General features: G+C 39.7%; 18 protein-coding genes and 8 tRNA genes. 1 reads left to right on the plus strand and 25 read right to left on the minus strand.

Annotation, left to right across the window (positions count from 1 at the left end; genetic code table 11):
• Nucleotides 1–203: 203 nt before the first annotated feature.
• From C9J36_RS12305 to acpS, 20 genes are all read right to left on the minus strand, one after another.
• A tRNA-Gly gene (locus tag C9J36_RS12305) sits at nt 204–277 on the minus strand.
• Between the two features lie 8 nt (nt 278–285).
• Nucleotides 286–362, minus strand: a tRNA-Arg gene (locus C9J36_RS12310).
• A gap of 17 nt (nt 363–379) precedes the next feature.
• Nucleotides 380–465 (minus strand) — tRNA-Leu (locus C9J36_RS12315).
• A 45-nt stretch (nt 466–510) separates the two neighbouring features.
• A tRNA-Lys gene (locus tag C9J36_RS12320) sits at nt 511–586 on the minus strand.
• Between the two features lie 6 nt (nt 587–592).
• Nucleotides 593–667 (minus strand) — tRNA-Gln (locus tag C9J36_RS12325).
• Nucleotides 668–673: 6 nt separating this feature from the next.
• A tRNA-Asp gene (locus tag C9J36_RS12330) sits at nt 674–749 on the minus strand.
• A gap of 27 nt (nt 750–776) precedes the next feature.
• Nucleotides 777–851, minus strand: a tRNA-Glu gene (locus C9J36_RS12335).
• A 2-nt stretch (nt 852–853) separates the two neighbouring features.
• A tRNA-Asn gene (locus C9J36_RS12340) sits at nt 854–928 on the minus strand.
• A gap of 194 nt (nt 929–1,122) precedes the next feature.
• Nucleotides 1,123–1,572 (minus strand): SprT family protein, encoded by a 450-nt coding sequence (locus tag C9J36_RS12345; protein ID WP_107943332.1) that lies wholly within the window; start codon nt 1,570–1,572, stop codon nt 1,123–1,125.
• 298 nt (nt 1,573–1,870) lie between these two features.
• Entirely contained in the window at nt 1,871–4,042 is a 2,172-nt protein-coding gene (locus C9J36_RS12350) for a Tex family protein (protein ID WP_107943333.1), read from the minus strand.
• Between the two features lie 223 nt (nt 4,043–4,265).
• Nucleotides 4,266–5,045, minus strand: a complete 780-nt coding sequence (sigB, locus tag C9J36_RS12355; RefSeq protein WP_066169097.1) for an RNA polymerase sigma factor SigB — start codon at nt 5,043–5,045, stop codon at nt 4,266–4,268.
• Nucleotides 5,023–5,493 carry an anti-sigma B factor RsbW gene (rsbW, locus tag C9J36_RS12360; RefSeq protein WP_066169099.1) on the minus strand — a complete coding sequence of 157 codons (471 nt, stop codon included), beginning with the start codon at nt 5,491–5,493 and terminating at the stop codon, nt 5,023–5,025. The genes sigB and rsbW overlap by 23 nt, the downstream gene beginning before the upstream one ends.
• On the minus strand, nt 5,480–5,824 hold the full coding sequence (locus C9J36_RS12365) for an STAS domain-containing protein (protein WP_066169101.1): 345 nt from the start codon (nt 5,822–5,824) through the stop codon (nt 5,480–5,482). The genes rsbW and C9J36_RS12365 overlap by 14 nt, the downstream gene beginning before the upstream one ends.
• Before the next feature lie 73 nt (nt 5,825–5,897).
• Nucleotides 5,898–6,893 carry a PP2C family protein-serine/threonine phosphatase gene (locus C9J36_RS12370; protein WP_107943334.1) on the minus strand — a complete coding sequence of 332 codons (996 nt, stop codon included), beginning with the start codon at nt 6,891–6,893 and terminating at the stop codon, nt 5,898–5,900.
• 13 nt (nt 6,894–6,906) lie between these two features.
• The gene (locus tag C9J36_RS12375) at nt 6,907–7,299 is read right to left on the minus strand and encodes an anti-sigma regulatory factor (RefSeq protein ID WP_066169105.1); all 393 of its coding nucleotides are present in this window, start codon (nt 7,297–7,299) and stop codon (nt 6,907–6,909) included.
• 656 nt (nt 7,300–7,955) lie between these two features.
• A complete protein-coding gene (locus C9J36_RS12380) occupies nt 7,956–8,306 on the minus strand; it encodes a type II toxin-antitoxin system PemK/MazF family toxin (RefSeq protein ID WP_042476940.1) in 351 nt (116 codons plus the stop codon).
• Nucleotides 8,307–8,310: 4 nt separating this feature from the next.
• Complete coding sequence (locus C9J36_RS12385; RefSeq protein WP_235616079.1) at nt 8,311–8,532, minus strand: hypothetical protein; 222 nt, start codon at nt 8,530–8,532, stop codon at nt 8,311–8,313.
• Between the two features lie 198 nt (nt 8,533–8,730).
• Nucleotides 8,731–9,849: an alanine racemase gene (gene alr, locus C9J36_RS12390; RefSeq protein ID WP_107943335.1), complete on the minus strand. Its 1,119-nt coding sequence runs from the start codon at nt 9,847–9,849 to the stop codon at nt 8,731–8,733.
• A 162-nt stretch (nt 9,850–10,011) separates the two neighbouring features.
• Complete coding sequence (locus C9J36_RS12395; RefSeq protein WP_066169108.1) at nt 10,012–10,995, minus strand: LolA family protein; 984 nt, start codon at nt 10,993–10,995, stop codon at nt 10,012–10,014.
• 90 nt (nt 10,996–11,085) lie between these two features.
• A complete protein-coding gene (gene acpS / locus C9J36_RS12400) occupies nt 11,086–11,439 on the minus strand; it encodes a holo-ACP synthase (protein ID WP_066169110.1) in 354 nt (117 codons plus the stop codon).
• Between the two features lie 62 nt (nt 11,440–11,501).
• Between acpS and C9J36_RS12405 the strand changes: the two genes are divergently transcribed.
• The gene (locus tag C9J36_RS12405) at nt 11,502–12,104 is read left to right on the plus strand and encodes a rhomboid family intramembrane serine protease (RefSeq protein ID WP_107943336.1); all 603 of its coding nucleotides are present in this window, start codon (nt 11,502–11,504) and stop codon (nt 12,102–12,104) included.
• 111 nt (nt 12,105–12,215) lie between these two features.
• On the opposite strand, the gene C9J36_RS12410 is transcribed toward C9J36_RS12405, so the two are convergent.
• The 5 genes from C9J36_RS12410 to C9J36_RS12430 form a co-directional block, all read right to left on the minus strand.
• A complete protein-coding gene (locus tag C9J36_RS12410; RefSeq protein WP_107943337.1) occupies nt 12,216–13,664 on the minus strand; it encodes a PH domain-containing protein in 1,449 nt (482 codons plus the stop codon).
• Nucleotides 13,657–14,136 carry a PH domain-containing protein gene (locus C9J36_RS12415; RefSeq protein WP_066169114.1) on the minus strand — a complete coding sequence of 160 codons (480 nt, stop codon included), beginning with the start codon at nt 14,134–14,136 and terminating at the stop codon, nt 13,657–13,659. Before C9J36_RS12415 ends, C9J36_RS12410 begins: the two co-directional genes overlap by 8 nt.
• Nucleotides 14,137–14,254: 118 nt before the next feature.
• A complete protein-coding gene (cshA, locus tag C9J36_RS12420) occupies nt 14,255–15,760 on the minus strand; it encodes a degradosome RNA helicase CshA (protein ID WP_066169116.1) in 1,506 nt (501 codons plus the stop codon).
• 370 nt (nt 15,761–16,130) lie between these two features.
• Nucleotides 16,131–16,823, minus strand: coding sequence for an alpha/beta hydrolase (locus tag C9J36_RS12425; protein ID WP_066169118.1), 693 nt, complete (start codon nt 16,821–16,823; stop codon nt 16,131–16,133).
• Between the two features lie 313 nt (nt 16,824–17,136).
• Nucleotides 17,137–18,501 (minus strand): UDP-N-acetylmuramoyl-tripeptide--D-alanyl-D-alanine ligase, encoded by a 1,365-nt coding sequence (locus C9J36_RS12430; RefSeq protein WP_107943338.1) that lies wholly within the window; start codon nt 18,499–18,501, stop codon nt 17,137–17,139.
• Nucleotides 18,502–18,513: the final 12 nt, after the last annotated feature.

Here is an 18,513-nt window from a genome sequence, read left to right on the forward strand (position 1 = left end):
CTGTCGCTTCGCTTTCGATACATTAAAACATTTGCTGGCATCTTCATTCGATGTCCAAAATTGTGTTTCATCTATTCAATGAAACTTTATTCATTCACGTCTTGCTTGTTCAGTTTTCAAGGTTCATTTTACTCTATCGACACAAACATTACCGACAGTTATTAAATCTTAACATATTGTTCGTTTATTTGTCAACACTTTTTTGGAGCGGGTGATGAGAATCGAACTCACGACATCAGCTTGGAAGGCTGAGGTTTTACCATTAAACTACACCCGCATATTTTTTGGCGCGCCCGACAGGAGTCGAACCCATAACCTTCTGATCCGTAGTCAGACGCTCTATCCAATTGAGCTACGGGCGCTAAATTATTATCTTACTTGGTGCGGCCGAGAGGACTTGAACCTCCACGGGGTTGCCCCCACTAGGCCCTCAACCTAGCGCGTCTGCCATTCCGCCACGACCGCGTTCAACTTCCTATTTAAGTTTACTCTATATAAATAAGTTGAAAATGGTGAGCCATGAAGGACTCGAACCTTCGACCCTCTGATTAAAAGTCAGATGCTCTACCGACTGAGCTAATGGCTCGTGAAATGGCTGGGGTACTAGGATTCGAACCTAGGCATGACGGAATCAAAATCCGTTGCCTTACCGCTTGGCTATACCCCATCGAAATGGCGGTCCCGACCGGGATCGAACCGGCGATCTCCTGCGTGACAGGCAGGCATGTTAACCGCTACACCACGGGACCTTAAATAATTCAAATGTAAAATGCAAATGGTGACCCGTACGGGATTCGAACCCGTGTTACCGCCGTGAAAGGGCGGTGTCTTAACCACTTGACCAACGGGCCATTGGCTCCGAAGGCAGGGCTCGAACCTGCGACCAACCGGTTAACAGCCGGTTGCTCTACCACTGAGCTACTTCGGATTAATTGTTATTCAATCAGCAATAACCTTGCCGACTTTTTCTATTATAGACACCTTATTTCTTATAGTCAACATTTTTTATATATTTTTCGAAAATAATTTTTTGTTTGATTGAAGTAATAAATTTTTTTCAATTATAAACGATTAATTAGCAATTAATCAACACATTCGCCACTGCTACTCAGTATAGGTTATTTATGTTAAGCAAATGGCACCTCGACATTTGCTACAGCAATAGGATTTTACATTGACTTTTCTTTTTCTTCTATATAATTGTCCACAGTCAAGACAGCGATAATGATAATAAGTTGTTTCGCCATTTTCTCCCTTTTTAATTGTGGAGCAAAAACGAGGAGCCCCTACTTGTTTTAATAGGTTACGAAAATCTGCATCCCGATGTTGATAGCCTTTACCTTGGATATGTAAATGATAGTGACAAAGCTCATGCAAAATAATCCCGGTTAACTCATCGATACCAAAGTACTCATAATAACGTTTATTTATTTCGATATTATGACTATGTAGCATATAGCGCCCCCCTGTCGTTCTTAGGCGTGAATTAAAAGAAGCTTTATGCTGAAAAGGCATTTGGAAATATTGCTGCGATAATTGCTCGACTAATTGCTGCAATTGTGAACCCTCCATCTTTATCACCTCCAAAAATTCATATAATCAATGTCAACTTAGCGTAATTGTATTTGAATTTGACTAACTTTGTTTTAAGCACATCTCATGAAATTTATGGCATCCGCCGGAGGCTTTAACTTCTTTCAGCTCGCCACCTATTGAGATGGAAGATTTCTGTACCCGTCGCTACAAAATATTTTTCTGAAAGAAGTTAAGCAATGAAAAGAACTGTCAAGAAAGCTGTGCATTAGCCATGTTTTCTGTGACGAATAATTGCCAAATGTGTACTTTCTAGATGCCCTCTTCTAACGGTTTATTATATGCTTTGCTGTGGTGGTAGCATTGTTAAAGAAATGCGCCCCTTGTCTACTTCTACCTTTTCTACCCAAACTGTCACAATATCCCCAAGTGCAACAACTTCAAGCGGGTGTTTGATTCGGCGTTTTTGCAATTTGGATATGTGTACAAGACCATCCTGCTTAACACCAATATCTACAAAGGCACCGAAATCAACTACATTTCGTACCGTTCCTTGTAATTCCATTCCTACTTTTAAATCTTCCATTTGTAAAACATCTGTTTTTAATAATGGCTGAGGGAATGCATCACGTGGATCACGGGTAGGCCTCATTAGTGTATCTACTAAATCCTTTACTGTTACTTCTCCGATATTTAAGGCTTCACTTATTTCCTCAATCGAAAGCGCTGAAATTGCATGTTCAGCCTTTTCAGTCCCTACATCCTTCTTCGTTAAGTTTGCCATTTGTAAAATTTGCTCTGCTAACGCATAGCTTTCAGGGTGGATGCCCGTTGCATCCAGCGGGTTTTTAGCATCTACAATACGTAAAAAACCGATTGCCTGCTCATAAGTTTTAGCACCGAGGCGAGGAATTTTCTTCAATTGTGCACGTGAAGTAAATTTCCCACTTTCGCTACGCGCATTGACAATATTTTCTGCAACCGTTTTTGATAAGCCCGACACATACTGCAACAGGGATGCTGATGCTGTATTAACGTCTACCCCTACTTGGTTTACCGCTGTCTCCACTATAAATGTTAAGGATTCCGCTAGTTGTTTTTGCGATACATCATGCTGATATTGTCCAACTCCTACTGCCTTTGGTTCGATTTTCACTAGCTCTGATAATGGGTCTTGTAAGCGGCGTGCGATGGATACCGCGCTGCGCTGCTCAACTTGTAAGTCGGGGAATTCTGCACGTGCTACATCAGATGCTGAGTATACCGAGGCGCCTGCCTCGTTGACAATAACATACGCTATATCTGTTGTCTCCCGCTCCTTTATTACATCTGCAATGAATTGCTCTGTTTCACGTGAGGCAGTACCGTTTCCTATCGCAATAATCCCAATTGGATAATGGTCTAGTATTTCATTAACTACTTTTTTCGATTTGGCAACATCAGGCTTTGGCGGATGTGGATAAATCACTGTCACTTCTAACATTTTTCCCGTTTCATCTACAACTGCTAGCTTACAGCCTGTGCGATAAGCAGGGTCAACGCCAAGAACCATTTTGCCGCGCATCGGTGGCTGCAACAATAAATTCCGCAAGTTTTCTGCAAAAATATGAATCGCCTGCGCCTCCGCCTTTTCAGAAAGCTCATTGCGCAACTCCCTTTCAATAGAGGGCTGAATTAAACGTTTATAGCTGTCAGCAATCGCCTCCTTTACTTGAGCGATAGAAGAACATGAACGATTCTTTGGAATCCATTCGTTTTCCATTATTTGCGTTGCACGCTCTACTGGCACAACAATCGATACTTTTAATATCTCTTCTTTTTCCCCGCGATTAATCGCTAAAATACGGTGCGGAACGATGCGATTAATTGGCTCCTCGTAGCTGTAATACATTTCAAAAACATGCTTTTCATCCTTAGCTTCGTTTTTGCTTGCTGTTTCAATTTTCCCCTCACGCCATGAAAGTTTGCGCAAACGCTCTCGAATCGACGCGTCATCTGCAAAGCGTTCCGCTAAAATTGCACGGGCCCCTGCCAAAGCATCTTCAACAGTCAACACCGCCTTTTCTTCATTTACAAAGTTTTGTGCTTGTTCCTCTATATCGCTATTTGTAAATTGCATCATCAAATCTGCAAGTGGTTCTAAGCCGCTCTCCTTAGCAATCGTCGCCTTCGTTCTGCGCTTTTGTTTATATGGTCGATATAAATCTTCTATACGTTGAAGAACTGTTGCAGTTTGAATTGCATGCTGCAATTCTTCTGTCAGCTTACCTTGTTCATCAATTAAGCGTAATACCTCTTCTTTTCTTTTTTCAAGCTGTTGGATATATTGATAACGGTCGTCAATTGCTTTAATTTCCACTTCATCTAAAGAGCCAGTTGCTTCCTTTCGGTAACGGGCAATAAACGGTACGGTATTGCTATCTTCAAGTAACTTGATAACCGCTTCTACTTGATGTGGTAAGACGTTTGTGTCTGCTGCAATTAGCTTAAACATTTGTTTGTTGTCCAAATTGATCACGTTCCTTCTTACAAAATTCACGCTAACAAAAAATCAGCGCGCTAGAATGAACCATACAAGAACAGTTTGTCCCTATCGATAGCAAAGCATCAGATACAAGACTCCCCACTTCAAAGCTGTAAGTGGGCAATGAACTGCCTATGCAAATATGATTCGTGAGAGCTAACAATCTATTGATTGCCCTATCACTTTATTCTAACACGCTGATTTTATTTTAACTATTATTGACTGTTGCAACAGCATCTTGTAATTTTTTTATCGCTGCTCTTTGAATTCTGGACACATGCATTTGCGAAATACCCAGTTGGTCTCCCGCCTCTTTTTGACTAAGCTGCTTTAAATATGTAAGCTCGATTACTTGTTGCTCACGCTCATTCAAAACATGCATAATTTCAGACACAATGATTCGGCGATTTGCCGTTTCGAACTCCAAATCCTCTTTTCCAACAACATCGAACAATGTTACTGTGCTCCCATCTGAATCCGATTCTATCGCATGGTCCATTGAAAGCGCTTGGTAACCGCGCCCCATTTCCATTGCTTCAAGCACCTCCTCTTCCCCCACCTCCAAATAGGTAGCTATTTCTAGAATTGAAGGCGAGCGCTGAAGCTCTGTCGTTAAATGCTCCACTGTCGATTTGATACGTGGGCCTAATTCTTTAATGCGGCGCGGTACGTGCACATCCCAAGTCTTATCGCGTAAAAAACGCTTAATTTCGCCGATAATAGTAGGTATTGCAAATGCCTCAAAGCTTCGTCCCACAGTCGTATCGAAGCGCTGCATCGCTCCAAGTAAACCAAGCATACCAACCTGTACAGTATCCTCATAATAAGTTTTGCCAGCAGCATATTTACGCGCTAATGCCTCTACTAATTGTTGATAATGAAGCACTAGTTCTGTTTGGGCGGTATCGTCCTTTGTGGCTTGATATTGCGCAATCCATCGAAGCACCTCTTCATTTGAGGTTTCATTAGGTAATGATTCTCTCGTCATATTCCTCCACCTGCTCTCTTGTGACATACTTTGTCATGAAAACAGTGACGCCGCCCTCATTGTTCACCTTTACTTCATCCATTAACGCTTGCATTAAATAGAGTCCTAAGCCCCCTTCACGTAGCATCGATACTTTTTCATTTTCATTGTACGGGCCGATTTTCGATTTAATTTCTTCAAAATTAAAGCTATTGCCATAATCAGCTACCATGATTTCGATTTTATTGTCGAATAATGCGCAACCAATGACAATTTCGCCCTCTTCTGCATCGTGATAAGCATGATGAACGACATTTGTAACAGCTTCACCTGTCGCAATTTTCAAATCTTCAATTTCGTCATAACTAAAGCCGAGACGTAGCGCCAAACCTGAAATCGTTAAACGAATAACACTGACATATTGCGGTTTAGCGGGAACTCTTATTTCAATATAATCAAATGCTTTCATTATTAAACTCCACCTTTGTATTCGTTTCGATGTCCATTAGCTCACTTAAACCAGTAATTTCAAATAAACGAACTAGGCGAGCTGTTAAGCCAACTAGTTTAAAATGCGCATTTTCTTTCACTACTCTTTTATAAAATGCAACGAAAATCCCTAAACCTGTGCTGTCTAAATAGCTAACCTTCGATAAATCTAGTTGGACTAATGAGTCTTTCTCAATCTCAAGAGCCTCTAGTTCCTCACGTAAAATAGGGGCAGTATACGTATCGATTTCACCATCAATATATCCATTTATTACTTGCCCATCCTTTTGAAACTGCACATTTATATTCATACCTTTAAAGCACCTCCGTCATAACCTATACAACGATTCCCTTTCCTCAAGATTTTAAACGTTACTTGCGCATTTATTTTTTTAAAATGACGACAGTAAAATCATCATCCAATCCATCCTCTTGCAATTCCTGCAATTCTTCATATAATTTTTCACACATTTCTTGCGCACTTAAATGGCGATGCGTAAGAGCTAACTGCTCAATAATTTTTCTTGAATCGATTTCTTCATCATGGCGAAATTCTGTGACACCATCTGTCATCATAATAATAAAGTCGCCTTCATAAAGCGGAATCTCAGTTTGCTCATATTTCATTTCAGGCATAATACCTAGCAGCAACCCCTTTGCCCCTAAACCATAGAATGCATTATCCGCAGCATTGTAATAAATAGCTGGCTCATGCCCTGCCGAGCCATATGTAAATATGCTTCGCACTAAATCAAGTCGCCCATAAAACATTGAAACGAACATGCTGTCATCTACGCTTTTTTCAATAATGCGATTCAATACTTCTAGTACATAGGCGGGGTTAGTTTCTGCATACTCCAGCGTGTCGAGCCCATACTTCACCATCGACATACAAAGCGCAGCAGGCACACCTTTCCCAACAACGTCCGTTACAGCTACCCCTACATAATTTTGTTCATCTATTGAAAAATGAACGTAATCACCGTTCATTTTGCGTATCGGGATAGAAATCATTCCAATATCGATGGCATCAATTTGCGGTACTGTCGTTTTTAATAGAACGCTTTGAATTTTAGCCGCTACATTCATTTCAATCCGCATTTCTTCCTGTTGCTCTAGTAAAATTTGATGCTCTTTTAAAGTTAAGCCGAAATAAACCATTATTTCGATTAAAAAATCATAGCCGTCCTTACTCACCGCAGGCAGCTCTGGAAATATTTCTTCCATTACTTGCTTATGCATATGTATTACTTCTTCTGGTGCTATATTTTTTTGAATCAATTGTCGAATAAAGCTTTGCCCAATATACAAATTTCGCTCTGATTGATTTTCAATATAGTCTGTGAGAATTTTTTTATATTGAATTTTTAGTTCTCTCATACAATGTTCCCTATCACAACCATTTTTTTACGCGAACAGTTGTCCCTTCTTCTAATTGTGATTGAATCTCTATATCATCCATTAATCTTTTAACACCTGGTAAGCCTGCACCAATGCTACCTGATGTTGAAAAGCCATCCTGCATTACAGTGCGTACATCCTCGATACCCGGTCCTTGGTCAGTTGCGGTTATCGCTAAACCAATTTTGCCATCTTCTTCTATTTTTTCTATTGTAATCGTTCCAACACTGGCATATAAATAAATATTGCGTGCCAGTTCGCTAATAACTGTCGTAATACGAGCTTGATTCACAGTATCAAAGCCTATTCGTTTTGCTTCGTTGCGCCCTATTTCACGTGCAGTAACAATATCCCATTCAGTTGTAATATTTACTGTTGATTTCATATACTCACTGCCCTTCAATCACATTATCAATTACGCCTCTGCTAACTCTAGTCCCAATTTTTTGAGTTCACTGGTGGAAGTTAATTATTGTCACGTCCTGCGACAATGATTAACTGACCTGCATCATGCAAGCCTCCCTTCAAAATCTGCAACATCCGCTGCAAGTCTAGCCAACACGATGTTGATTACTCAGTCGTTACCTGAGTATGCGATGGTCTTAGACTGAGTTCCTCTTTGTTAGCGGATGTTTAGATACCCGCTGAAATGGGTCTATTGCTTGTATTCACTCGCTACTTGTAGACCTGAGAGACTCCTGTATCTGGCGCTTCGCTTTCGATACAAAAAGAATTTGGCCCCTACGGTCACTCGTCGCAAAAACATCGCTGAAAGAAGTGAATGTCTATTTTAACTATACCGTATAATCATATTTTGTAAAATTTATTTGTAGAAGCATTCGGAGGCACTGCTTTTCGAACATTTCATAATCAATCTCATTGAAAGTACAGCTATTTTAAAGAGAAATCTGCTCATTTTAGAAGTTTAAAAACGGGGAATTAAGCAGATCTTTTAATAAAAATTAACCTTCCCTTATATGAAGGCGATTTTCTCCAAAACAAAACACCGCTGCAACCGCAACGGTGTTTTGTAATTATGTATTAAAAACTTACGAGGCCTAAACTAATACCTAATGCCATATCAACTTTTTCCATTAATTCATCATCAAGCTGTGTAATACGGTCTGTTAACCGTGATTTATCAATAGTACGCAATTGCTCAAGCAAAATTACCGAATCGCGTTCAAAGCCATACTTCTTGGCATCGATTTCGACATGAGTAGGTAATTTTGCTTTTTGAATTTGCGCAGTAATAGCAGCTATAATGACAGTTGGACTAAATCTATTACCAATATCATTTTGAATAATCAGTACAGGTCTTGTACCACCTTGCTCTGAGCCTATAACAGGTGATAGATCTGCAAAAAAAACGTCTCCACGTTTTACGCTCAAATTGTCATCCCCCGCTAACGAGACGCCGCTCCACCATATGTTCCGCTTCATATTCTGCATGCAGGCATTCGCTGCAAATCATCAGATTAATATGCGACATTTCCACATAGCCCTTTTCTAAAGCTTCCCGTATTTGATTTGGTTGTGTCTGCTTCACTCGTTTAGATGTTGAAACATACAGCATTTCGCCATTATAGAAATCGCTTTGGGCAAATATTTGTTCAATTCCTAGTAATGGCCCGTTTGAAGAATTTATATTCTCTCTATTTTTCGTGTACACAACAAGCACCTCCACAAAAGACCGCAAAACTTCTGCTTTTCATAATTTCATTCTATCACTGAATACATGCAATGAAAAGACAAGAAATCTAAAAAACTGACAAACTCTGTTTTAAAAGCGGTTTTTGTCGAAAGTACAATTATTTTAGCTAGTATATATCCTCGGCACCCGGTTTGTTATAATACATGGTATTTCATAATTGATTGTCTCGAGCTTATTTGCCCATTCATCTAGTGAGATCGTTACATTTTGTTGTGTACCTATTAATGTCACTTTCTCTCCAACAGTATATGCTTTTGGAAGTAAAATCATACATTGATCCATGCAAATTCGACCAACTATCGGAGCGCGCTGTCCGTCAATTAATACTGTTTGTCCTGTTAATTTACGAAGTAGCCCATCTGCATAGCCTATCGGCAATGTGCCGATAAAAACATCCTCTTCTGCCGTATAAGTTGCGCCATATCCAACAGTTTGTCCTGCCGCTAGCTCTTTAACATGTACTAATTCTGTTTCCAATGACAGCGCAGGCTTCAAAGGGAATGGTAGATATTTTGCTACATAATGAGAAGGTGCTAAGCCATACATTGAAATACCGAATCTTATCGCATCATATTGAAGCGATTTGTCTTTGACTAATACTGTCGCAGTATTAGCTACATGTATGATGCGCGGCTTAACAGCTAGCACTTTCAACATATCGTGAAACAGCTCTACTTGCTGTTCGAAATGCCCTGTATTTTCCTCATCGGCAGTTGCGAAATGGGTGAATACTCCATCTATCTCCATTTGCCCTGCTGCGACAATCGCTTCTTGCAAAAGTTGCAGCTTCTGTATAGAAGTAACACCAATTCTCCCCATGCCTGTGTCAATTTTTATATGTAGCTTTAATTTGTTTGTTAAGTGGAATAGTGCTGCTTGCTCGACCCACTCTTTCGAAAAAACAGTAAGAGAAATATTATTTTCAGCAGCATAAGTAACAAATGAAACAGGGCTTGCTCCGAGTACTAATATGTCAGCAGTAGCTATATGCGAACGAACATGAACGGCCTCTTCAGGTGTAGCAACCGCCAATATTGTAGCGCCTGCCTGCAATGCAGCTTGTGCAACGGCTATATCCCCATGACCATAGCCATTCGCTTTTATAACAGCTATGATTTGCACATCTGGTTGTAGGTGTTTTTTTAGTTGTGTGATGTTTTTTTGAATAGCTCGTAAATCAATTATCGCTTTCGTTGGACGGTAATATTGAATTTCTCCCATATGCTTTGTACCCTCTTTACTCAAATTCTAAACATTTAAGTAGTAATAGCCCTTTTTCAGCGTAATTATGTATAGATATAAAAATCCATACATAATTACCGCGTCAACAAGTAGTATTGCCACCTACTAAATTAAAATAAGGGCTATTACTGAACAACTAATCTACTTCATTTCACCAGATGTAACAGAAGCTGCTACTTCAATCAGTTCTTCTCTTGTCATCTTACTAGAAGCAATGAAAAATGATATGCCGTCACGTTCCCAGCTAATCGAATTATCTGTAATTGCACCAATAGCAAACCCTAAATCAGCCGGATCTCCAGGAGCAAAGACAGGTACAGTCGAATCTATTGGTACAGCAGGCTGCTGCATCAATGTGAATGCTTTTTCACCTTCAAATGTTAAAATAACACGCTCTATTCCATCTTCTCGAATCGTTTGTGAATCAACTAACTTCGTATGATCCCATTGCAGTATTGGATAATGCGTTTGAAACGCCTCACTATTTGTTATATCGGCACTTGCTGCTTCTTTTTCTTTATTTTCTTGAAATTTTTCAACAGCATAGTCCTCTGCCTTATGTGTTACGCCTAATTTAACATCATTAAAAGTAATTGAAATTTGTTCCTCGCCTGCCTCATTTAAAATTGCTACACTTTTTGGGAGCATTGATTTTTTATCCACCGTTACTAGCTGTGTTGACATACCTGTTTTGTCCGAGTTACGTGTCGCCGCGGTAAAAATATAAGTATCCTCGCCATTTTCCATTTGCAACCCTTTATCGGCTTGTATATCTTCTGCCAATGCGCCAATTAAGTACGCTTGGCTATTTTGCTTCGGCCAATCACTTTGAAATTTATATGTTTTCGATAGCGCTGGTGTAACGACGAATACTCCTTCCTCATTTCGAACAATCATTTGTGTAATATCCTCATTTTGCGCGGTTACTTCCACTTTGTAAAAGTCAGGCTTGGTATGCCACACTTTCACATCATATGCACGAGGCTCATTGCCAGTCTTAATTTCCATTGAAGCAGTTAATTCGTAGCCCTTTGTTTCTCCCCATTTTTCTCCAATTTTTTTCACAACGTCCTCTTGCGATGCTTTACCACATGCCGCCAAAAGGAAAATACAACAGCCAATCATAAAAATGATTTTTCGGTAGTGCACAATCCCACCCTTTCTCCACTTTCGCTCTAGTAATTCAGCATATGGAGTGTTACGTCAAAATATGTCTTATTCCATTAAGACAACTTGAGCAGCTGCTACTGTTTGTGTATGGGTAATTGTTACAAAGCCCTTTACACGCTTAGCATCAAAAAATAATTCGGGTGCACCTTGCTTGTTTTTTAAAATTTCAATTTGCTGTAATTCACAGCCTTTGCCAATGCCTGTACCATTGGCCTTTGCATAGGCCTCCTTTGCCGCAAAACGCCCTGCCAAAAATTCTACCTGTCTTGCAGTAGATAGCTTTGCAAAAAGCATTTGCTCACGAGGTGTTAAAATGCGTAGCATAAATTTTTCAGAGCGTTGCATCGCTTTTTCAATGCGTGTTAGCTCAATGATGTCTAATCCAATTCCTTTAATCATCGCCATGTTATTCCTTTCATTATTTATCCTAACCAATGTATAATTAACATCGAGGTGGAAAAATGTTTATTCGTAGAGAAAGTTTTCAACAGTATATTAAAATGTATCCCGTCGTTTCAACTATTATTGCTTTAAATATTATAGCTCATCTTGTCACACGCATTCCCGGTCTTGGCACTGAGCTTTTTTATGCGGGTGTTAGCCACAATGGCTTAATCGCTGCAGGAGAATGGTGGCGGATGATTACGTCCATGTTTTTGCATGCAGGCTTTTTGCATATTTTATTTAATATGTTTTCACTTTTTTTATTTGGGCCTGAGCTAGAAAAAATCGCTGGCAAAATGCGCTTTCTAACAATTTATTTTCTTGCAGGCATTTTCGGAGGCATCGTTACATTCGTAACACAGGATGCAGACTATGCGAGCGTTGGGGCTAGCGGGGCAATTTTTGGTATTATCGGGGCGTTCGGAGGACTTTTATTCTATATGCGACATGTCATGCCACAGCTTCGCCAAATTATTCTTCCAATCATCGTCATTAGTGTAATCATGACGTTTTTACAGCCAAATATTAATATCGCCAGTCACCTAGGTGGACTAGTCACAGGCTTTGCACTAGGGCTATTTTATTTTAAGCCTAAAAATATGCTACGTTGGCGACAATAATACCGGGCTGCTAATTGATTTCTTTTTTGACATACAAACGACTGTCAGAAGAGCATTGCAAATGCACGCTCTTCTAACAGTCGTTTTATTTCGTATTATGAGCTGGAAAACTTAACGCTCATACCAGCGCATTAACTCATCAATGCATTGCTCATCCATATGATAAGCCTTCGCAGATGCCCCTGTCGCACCTGACATCACAACAATTTTTGCTGATGCAACACTTTTTCTCTTTTGGAAATAATTTTGCTGTTGCTCCGCAATTTGAATGCGGCGTTTTTCTGCAATAAACGTTACGCGACTAATCGTTCTATACATAATCGTAATTTGCTCACTTGAAATTTTAAAGCGAGCTGTTTTAAATTGCCATAGCCCTAACAGCAATACAGGTATTATTAATAATAAAGACAGCATACCGTACGGGAAAAAGAAGTATGATAATGCAGCCATTAGCGGGACAAGCCATACAAAGTCAATCCGATAAAAGTACGGTCGTGCACGCTTTGGTGGTCGTATCGCTTCCTCTAAATTCAAGTCAAAATGAGGAAATAGCTGCTGCAATGGCTGTGCCATTTTCTTTCTTGAAATTAAAGGAAATAAGACAACTGTTTTATCTTTTTCTCCTCCAAAGCCACCCCCAGCACTTTCTACAATCACCGCCGCTAAGCCAAATATTTGTCTAAATGGGTTTTCAACAATTTTAATTGCTTGTACACGATTTAAAGGAATCGTAATACGTTTTTTCTCTAATAAACCACGCGTTATAATAAGACGCTCATTTTCCTCAGATACTTCAAAATTATAATAGTTAATAAATGTAATTACTACAGATACTAGCCATGCAATTAATAAACCAAAAATAGCAAGTATAACAATTAATAAAAAGCCAAAGCGTAATAATTGCGCCATCTCTTCATAAATCCAATCATACGGAATAAACTCCGAAAACTGCGAAACAACAGCCAATACCCCAGCTAATACAACCCCAATACTATTCGAAGTAGTTGCTAAAACCACTAAATCCTTTGGTGACATTTTATGAATGAGGCGTGCTGCCTGTAACTCCTCACCTTCTACAACATGCTGTGCTATTTTTATTTTTTTTGTTTCATTTTCAATAAAATCTGCAGCCTCGCGTGTAATAGCTGTAAGCTCAGCCTCTGCCTTTCCAGACTTATTACCTGCTGTTTCAACCGACACCTGCACTAAACCAAAAATACGGTGAAAAATACCTTCTTTATAATTTAAGCTTTGAATACGGTCATATGGGATAAAGCGCTTCTTTTTAATAAATAAGCCGTGCTGAACCCGCAGCTCATTATCCTCAAACCAATAAGTAAATGTCCACCATTTAATAATGCCATTGAAAAATGAGAAAAGAATAATAGCTGATAAGATGATAAGCGGTATCATTGATTGAAAGAAGCGCTCGTCACGAAAATTCAAGCTAAAATTAAAGCCGTTTGCTACAACAATGATAACAATTGGAATTAACGAGTCCTTTAAAGCTTTTGCACAGTTAATAATAGCCGATACAGGATGCAATTTATATTTAGACATCTTCTTCCGCCACCCTTGCCAGTTCCGAAATTTTAGCACGCAGTTCGTCTGCATCTGCCGTAATTAACATCGGAATCACATGCGTTGTTGCAGCAGAGGAGATTGAAATATTCGCCAAATCATATTTTTTTAATATTGGACCTTGTCCTGTATCTACATGCTGTACACGCACCATTGGTATTAGTGTACGTTTGACAATAAACAAGCCACTTTGAATTTCAATCTCCTGCTCACGCACTTCATAACGCCAAATACGCCAACGGATATTTGGAAAAATCCATATTTCTAATAAGGCGATTATAATAACAATCGCCGCAGCTATAAAATAAATATATTTCGGCCATTCAAAATAGTATGTAGCAAAACTAACTGCTCCAGCAATGATAATAGCTACTAGTGTTTCTAGTATGCCGTATAGTCGCCAAACGGTTAATCCTTTTTTAGGAATTTGATATTTTGGTTCCGTTCTCATTTCTCCACTTCCTCTCCCTTCCATTATACGTATGAATACTATATTTGTTTCAAAAAAATTTAAAAGTGCCAGGCACGCAAACAATTCAGAATTGTTTTTGTGCCTGGCACTCTAATGACTAGTCTTCGCGACGGCGTGGGCGGCGGCTTCCGCTGCTTTCACGACGGCGGTCACGGTTGCGGTCTGACGATGGACGATTGCGGTCGCGTCCACGGTCACGGCTACCACCACGGTCATTACGGCGGTTGCGGTCATTGCGACCACTGCCACCACGACCTTGTTGTGAACCACGCTCACGGCGCATCGGCAATGGACGCTCTTCTGTAATTGTTACAGGTGTTGCATCTGGCTCACGTGTCACAGATTTTAATGCCGCAGCGATTAAATCAACTGCATTATAATTTTCTAATAGTTCCTCCGCCAATAAGCGGTAATCGCTAAGCTCAGCAGATTGCACTAATTCCACTAAGTGTTCAACTGATTGCTGTTGTTGACCTACTAATGCTTCACTCGTTGTAGGTGGCTTTAATGGTGTCATACGCTTTTTCGTCGTTTCTTCAACGATGCGTAAATAGCCCATCTCACGCGGTGTGACGAATGTAACAGCAAGACCTGACTTACCAGCACGACCAGTACGACCAATACGGTGTACATAGCTTTCTGGGTCCTGTGGAATATCAAAGTTGTAAACATGCGTTACACCTGAAATATCAAGACCACGCGCTGCAACATCTGTCGCCACAAGAATATCGATTTGGTTTTCTTTGAATTGACGCAATACAGAAATACGTTTCGCTTGGCTTAAATCACCATGAATCCCTTCTGCATTATAACCACGTAAGTTTAATGCTTGCGTTAACTCATCAACTCGACGCTTTGTACGACCAAAAATAATTGCTAATTCTGGTTGGTGCACATTAATAACGCGACATAAAATATCGAATTTTTCACGCTCTTGTGCTTTTACAAAATATTGCTCGATATTATCAACCGTTAATTCTTTTGCCTTAATTTTTACGATTTCTGGCTCCTGCATGAATGTTTCCGCAATTTTGCGAATCGCTGGAGGCATCGTTGCTGAGAATAGTAATGTTTGGCGATTTGATGGTACATTTTCTAAAATCGAATTAATATCATCGATAAAGCCCATATTTAACATTTCATCCGCTTCATCAAGTACTAATGTTTGCACATCTTCAAGCTTTAATGTACGGCGATTAATATGGTCAATAATACGTCCCGGTGTACCAACGATAATTTGTGGTCTGTTTTTCAATGCACGAATTTGGCGCCCGATTTCCTGACCACCGTATACAGATAATAACTTCACACGCTTATCATATCCGATTTTATAAAGCTCTTCCGAAACTTGAATTGCTAATTCACGAGTTGGAGCAATAACTAATGCTTGGATGTTTGGGTTTTTAGGGTCAATTTTCTCAATTAGAGGAATACCAAATGCGGCAGTTTTACCAGTACCAGTTTGTGCTTGGCCAAGTATATCGCGACCATCTAATGCAAATTTAATTGTACCTTCCTGGATTGGTGTTGCTTCTTCAAATCCCATACGCTTCACTGAGCGTAATGTAGATTCACTAATATTTAATTCTGAAAAATTTGTCAAACTCTTCAATCTCCTTTTTTCCTTATAAGTTGACAAATGGTTACATTTTCAGATGAAGTGTCGGCAAAATCGAGCCTATATGTGGAACGGTTTCCGTTACGTAAAAATTCTCTCTGCGCTTCCTGAACATTGCGCAGAAGCTTTCTTAATATGAAAAGGAAAGCCCGGTCGTTGCCGAGCGGTTTAATTCTACTTAGGTAATCAACATCAAATATGAAAACTATAGAATGAAACCGTTAAATTCAAAAAAAAGCACTCTTCACTATGTAATCTGAAGAGTCTTCGCACAAAATGTATCCATTGCTTTACATAGTCTATCACGTGCACAGACAGTATGCAATGATAATGCTTAACTTAATAATCTGACTTTTTACGTTGTGCAAAGAAATGCCAGCACCTCACAAAACCATTCTTCACAATCATCGCTATAACAAATATGATGTTTACCATTTGCCGATAAAAATAAATGCTTCTCTTCCGTTGGAATACTGTCAAATAAAAAATGGGCTGCGATATGCGGAACAATGCCGTCCTTCTCTCCTTGGATAATAAATGTGGGCACATTGATATGCCCAATATAAGGCTCGACCTTTTTCACAATGCGCATAAATTCAACCATCGAACTTAGTGGGACAGTCATTAGTTTGCGCTCATAGCGTTGAAATAATTCATTATTTTTTAAATGTCCTTTTACTGCCTCTTTTGCCATTTGGCGCAAATCCTCTAACATTTGGACTGGGCTCATATACTTAATGGCAGCACTTAATAGTACTAGTTTTTTCACAGGGTAACGCTTTGCTAAATATAAAGCGATAACACCGCCCATCGAAAAGCCAATAACCGTAATCTCATCGACCTTTTTAGCTAGCTGGCGATAGGCAATTTCCGCATCCATTAACCAGTGCTGTGCCTTATAGCCACGCATAGAAAGTTCCTCACCGTGCCCACAATAAGTAGGTGTCACAATGTCACATTTCATATGCTGCCGTAAATATTCTGTTAAGGGCTCGATTTCATATGGTCCACCCGAAAAGCCATGCAGTAATAAAATTCCTTGCTTCACCTTGCAACACCAACCTTTCTATCTCTTTTACCCCACATTAACGGGCATTACGACTCTCACTTCAAGACTTAAGTGAAAATTCGCTAAGGATGATTAACTTCCCATAATTGCCCGATTGGTTCAGCGGGGGCACTGATTGAAGTTTCACCTTATATTGCCCAATTTGCAGAAACAAAATAGCATGTCAGAAATATTTCCTAACATGCTAACCCCGCATTCATGGACAACACAATATGCTAAAGCGATTTGCCAGTCACTCGCTTTTGGAAATCAAATATAAGATTGCCATAGACTTAGCTACTTACGTTCAACTTTACGACAAATAAGTCAAAATTGTTTCGAGCTTCATGCCGCGCGAGCCCTTTAATAAAATAATGGACTGCTCACTAGCATCAGCCTGTATTTTTTCAACGATTGGCATATAGTCTGTCTCGCTATAGATTATATGCTGCGCATCAAATGTTGCGGCCAGTTTATCGTATAGCCATTTCATGCGAGTACCATATAAACAAATGTATTGTACAGCCGCTTTATCTATATATTTCGCCATATTTTCATGGAAGGCTTGCTCGTCATCTCCAAGCTCAAGCATGTCACCAAGCACAAGCCATTTTTCAGGTCGGATAGTCGTTGTTTGCATAAAATCAACTGCTGCGCGCATTGATGTTGGTGCAGCATTATAGGCATCATTTATAAATAATAATGTACCCTTTGGCACTAATTGCATACGCATATTTGTTAATTCAATTTGTGCCAGTGCTGTGCGAATTTGCTCATCTGTTAAATTCATCGCTTTACATATAAGCATCGCAGCTAACGTATTTTTCACTTGATGCTTACCTAAAATAGGAATTGTAAAATCGCCTTGTATTAAACCATCTACCGTAAAGCTACTGCCCTCTTCCGTAGCTGTAATATGAGTGGCATAGAGCTCATGCTTCGTATTAAAGCCAAATGCTTTTGCCTCCGTATAGGCATCCTCCGCCACTAAATTGCACAATAACGGTTCGTCTCCATCGTAAATAAGGAAGCCCTCTTCGAGTAAGCCTTGCGTAATTTCATATTTCGCTTGTGCAATGCCCGCACGCGAGCCTAAATCTTGCATATGCGCTTCACCAATATTTGTAATAATGGCCAAATGTGGACGCGCAATACGGGCTAAAAGCTCAATTTCACCAAAACCACTCATGCCCATCTCTAGCACTGATATTTCCGTATCTTCATCAAGCTGTAAAATAGTAAGTGGCAGCCCTAACTGGTTATTGAAATTGGCGATTGTTTTTTGCACTTTAAAATATGGCGCTAATGCACTCGCTACGATATCTTTAGCAGAAGTTTTGCCATTTGAGCCGGTAATACCGATAAATGTCGCCTTATGCTCACTGCGATAAGCAATAGCCATTTGTTGCAACGCTTGCTCAGCATCATCAACAAAAATTAACGGCAGATCCTCTGGTGGATTTGGCTCATCGTTAAGCCATAAGGAAGCAGCAGCCCCTTTTTCAAATGCTTGCTCAACAAATTTATGACCATTCACTGATTCACCTCGAAATGGCACAAATAAATCTCCAGCTTGAATTGTACGAGTATCAATTGAAACACCTGTTACAACAACATCCTCATGTGTTTGCTCATCTATTTTTAACCATGTAGCTAACTGCTTTATTGTTTTTTTCACGTTTTATCCCAC

The organism is Metasolibacillus fluoroglycofenilyticus, assembly GCF_003049645.1.
Classification (GTDB): domain Bacteria; phylum Bacillota; class Bacilli; order Bacillales_A; family Planococcaceae; genus Metasolibacillus; species Metasolibacillus fluoroglycofenilyticus.

Coding starts and splice junctions, on each gene's coding strand:
- C9J36_RS12345 (WP_107943332.1), bottom strand. CDS start 1,572: ATGGAGGGTTCACAATTGCAGCAATTAGTCGAGCAATTATCGCAGCAA.
- sigB (WP_066169097.1), bottom strand. CDS start 5,045: ATGACGAGAGAATCATTACCTAATGAAACCTCAAATGAAGAGGTGCTT.
- rsbW (WP_066169099.1), bottom strand. CDS start 5,493: ATGAAAGCATTTGATTATATTGAAATAAGAGTTCCCGCTAAACCGCAA.
- C9J36_RS12365 (WP_066169101.1), bottom strand. CDS start 5,824: ATGAATATAAATGTGCAGTTTCAAAAGGATGGGCAAGTAATAAATGGA.
- C9J36_RS12370 (WP_107943334.1), bottom strand. CDS start 6,893: ATGAGAGAACTAAAAATTCAATATAAAAAAATTCTCACAGACTATATT.
- C9J36_RS12375 (WP_066169105.1), bottom strand. CDS start 7,299: ATGAAATCAACAGTAAATATTACAACTGAATGGGATATTGTTACTGCA.
- alr (WP_107943335.1), bottom strand. CDS start 9,849: ATGGGAGAAATTCAATATTACCGTCCAACGAAAGCGATAATTGATTTA.
- C9J36_RS12395 (WP_066169108.1), bottom strand. CDS start 10,995: ATGATTGGCTGTTGTATTTTCCTTTTGGCGGCATGTGGTAAAGCATCG.
- acpS (WP_066169110.1), bottom strand. CDS start 11,439: ATGATTAAAGGAATTGGATTAGACATCATTGAGCTAACACGCATTGAA.
- C9J36_RS12405 (WP_107943336.1), top strand. CDS start 11,502: ATGTTTATTCGTAGAGAAAGTTTTCAACAGTATATTAAAATGTATCCC.
- C9J36_RS12410 (WP_107943337.1), bottom strand. CDS start 13,664: ATGTCTAAATATAAATTGCATCCTGTATCGGCTATTATTAACTGTGCA.
- C9J36_RS12415 (WP_066169114.1), bottom strand. CDS start 14,136: ATGAGAACGGAACCAAAATATCAAATTCCTAAAAAAGGATTAACCGTT.